This is a genomic window from Ilumatobacter sp., assembly GCF_041688325.1.
GTDB lineage: Bacteria > Actinomycetota > Acidimicrobiia > Acidimicrobiales > Ilumatobacteraceae > Ilumatobacter_A.
Map to the genome: position 1 here is coordinate 1 of NZ_JBDNIJ010000381.1, position 2749 is coordinate 2749.

Consider the following 2749-nt stretch of genomic DNA (forward strand, 5'->3'; position numbering starts at 1 on the left):
GATCTGACCGGACAGCCCACACGTCATCGGCTGGCCGCGCCCTTCGATCGATCAACGCAACAGTGCCCGGTGAGATCCGGGTCTGCAATAGGCGTGCATATCGTGCATGTGCCCATTGTCCTAACTCGCACTCTTAGGAAGCAGCCCCGGATCCTTGTACCGTTTTGGTACGCACGACGAAGTGATAACTCGTTGTTAATGTTGGCTGCGAGCCCCCTGAGATGGAGGAGACGACCACGTGACGACACTGGACGAGCGCCCACGATTCGAGGCGCAGCCGACCGAAGCAGCTGGCCACACCGAGGGCGGAGGCGGGGCATCTCTTGTGCGCAACGTGTTGTCCTGGGTCTGCACGACAGACCACAAACGTATTGGGATCATGTATGGGGCGGTGTCGATATTCTTCTTTGCGCTCGGGGGCTTCCAGGCGTTATTGATCCGGTTGCAACTTGCTCGGCCTGACGGACAAATTGTGAGCGCTGACGCGTACAACCAGTTGTTCACGATGCACGGGACGACCATGATCTTCCTGGTGGTCGTGCCGTTGAGCACAGCGGCATTCCCGAATTTCTTAGTTCCGCTGCAGATCGGGGCGCGAGATGTGGCGTTCCCCCGAATGAACGCGTTGAGCTTCTGGCTGTTCCTCGGTGGAGGCCTCATCATCAACTCCAGCTTCGTTCTGGGCGGCGCACCCGACGGCGGCTGGTTCATGTACGCACCGAACTCGTCCAACGAATTCTCGCCCACCGACGGCGTCACCTACTGGGCGCTGGGTCTACTCGTTGCCGGCGTCGCCTCGATCATCGGCGCCATCAACCTCATCGTGACCATCTTGAATCTACGTGCCCCAGGTATGACGATGATGAAAATGCCGATCTTCACCTGGATGGCCCTCGTGACGTCGCTCCTGGTGTTGTTCGCCCTCACCGTTCTCTCCGTTGCGCTGTATCTCCTCGTTGCGCAACGCCGCTTCGGCGCAACGTTCTTCTCAGTTGAGGATGGTGCCGACCCACTGCTGTGGCAGCACCTCTTCTGGCTGTTCGGACACCCCGAGGTGTACCTGATGATCTTGCCGAGCTTTGGCATCATCTCTGAGATACTTCCCACGTTTTCCCGCAAGCCGCTCTTCGGCTACCCGTTCATCGTCTTTTCCGGTGCAGCGATCGGATTTCTCGGTTGGGGTGTGTGGGCGCACCACATGTGCGTATCGGGGCTCGGGCCAATATCGGTCGCGGTCTTCTCGATCTCAACGATGGTGATTGCGATACCAACCGGCGTCAAGATCATCAACTGGGTGATGACAATGTGGGGCGGGAAGATCTGGTTCTCTGTGCCGATGCTCTTTGCGATCGGGGAGATATCGATGTTCACCCTCGGTGGGCTCTCCGGCGTCACTCACGCTGCCGCTCCGTCGAACGCCCAGCAGACCGACACGTATTACGTGGTAGCGCACTTCCACTACGTACTGTTCGGCGGTGCACTGTTCGGACTCGTCGCGGGTCTCTACTACTGGTGGCCGAAGATGTTCGGTCGGACGCTCAACGACAGCCTGGGCTACTGGCACTTCTGGTTGATGCTGATTGGATTCAACCTGACGTTCGGTCCTAAGCACGTGTTGGGATTGCAGGGCCAACGCCGCCGCATGTACATCTACTCCGAGTCCAGGGTCGGTGAAGGATTCTTCAACCTCGCGTTCTGGAACCTGGTGTCGACGATCGGAGCATTCGTGATCGCGGTCAGCTTCCTTGTGTTCCTTGCGAACATGATCGTTTCTCGTCATTCCTACACATCAGACCCCGACCCTTGGAACGCCCGCTCACTCGAGTGGATGACGGCCACGCCAGCACCGGAGTGGAACTTCTCACACGCGCCGACGGTCCACGCGCTCGACGAGCTGTGGTATCGCAAAGTCGAAGAAGACGACGAGGGAAACATCGTCCAGCAGCGAACCGGTGCCGACATCGTCGCTGAGACCGAAGACACCGATGTGGGTCGGCAGATCGTGCTCCCGTTGCCGACTTACAAACCACTGGCCCTCGCCACCGGGATGACAATTGCAGCATATGGAATCGTCGCTTCACTGTGGATCTCGGTGATCGGCATCATCATCCTGCTGTACGCGCTCGGATCGTGGTTGCTGTCACCCTGTTTCCCGAATGCCGAGCCACAACACGAGCCCGATCGCCAGGAGCCAACCAAACTCCCCAGCCAGCGTTGAGCTGCCGGCTGCGGTCCGTGTCGGCAGCCGTTCCCGCGAAACCGTTCACCATCGCTCTGCGTTGCTCACCGACCTCGGGCGAGACGCCCGGTGCGCTGCCGCGTTCGGCCAGTGGCTCTTCAACATCGCGGTACGACAAGCCGTAGCGGAGACACCAGCGCACCGCCAGCAAGACCACGTCGGGCCCGAACCGCAAGCCCGCAAACGACGAAGAAACAAAGCGACGACCCCGACGACGGATCACCAGGGCACGCGCTGCGACCCGCAACCGATCCGTCAACGCAACAGTGCCCCCTGCTCAGCCTTGACCGTTGGCCTCGGCCGCTCTCTGCTCGCGCAGCAAGGGGATGAGGCCGCCCGCCAGGAGCATCTCGACCTGCCGCTTCGAGAGGCGGTGGCCCGCGACATAGTCCTCATTGCGAGTCTCATTGTGCACGGTGATCTCGGTTCCGGCGACGAGGGCTTGGCGGATGCCTGCCAGCACCAGGACGTCGCCGCGCTGAATGCGGTCGTGATCGCGCGCGTCTTCCA

At 60.5% G+C, this 2749-nt stretch carries 1 protein-coding gene and 2 pseudogenes; 1 reads left to right on the forward strand and 2 read right to left on the reverse strand.

Translation table 11 applies throughout. The features are described from left to right. Nucleotides 1–238 precede the first annotated feature (238 nt). Nucleotides 239–2218 (forward strand): cytochrome c oxidase subunit I, encoded by a 1980-nt coding sequence (gene ctaD, locus ACH2EI_RS19320; RefSeq protein ID WP_395161205.1) that lies wholly within the window; start codon nucleotides 239–241, stop codon nucleotides 2216–2218. 97 nt (nucleotides 2219–2315) lie between these two features. Here the strand turns inward: ctaD and ACH2EI_RS19325 are convergent. After that, nucleotides 2316–2459: pseudogene (locus ACH2EI_RS19325) on the reverse strand (IS6 family transposase); the annotation flags it as partial. Between the two features lie 57 nt (nucleotides 2460–2516). Then, nucleotides 2517–2749 (reverse strand): annotated as a pseudogene (locus ACH2EI_RS19330) (hypothetical protein); the annotation flags it as partial.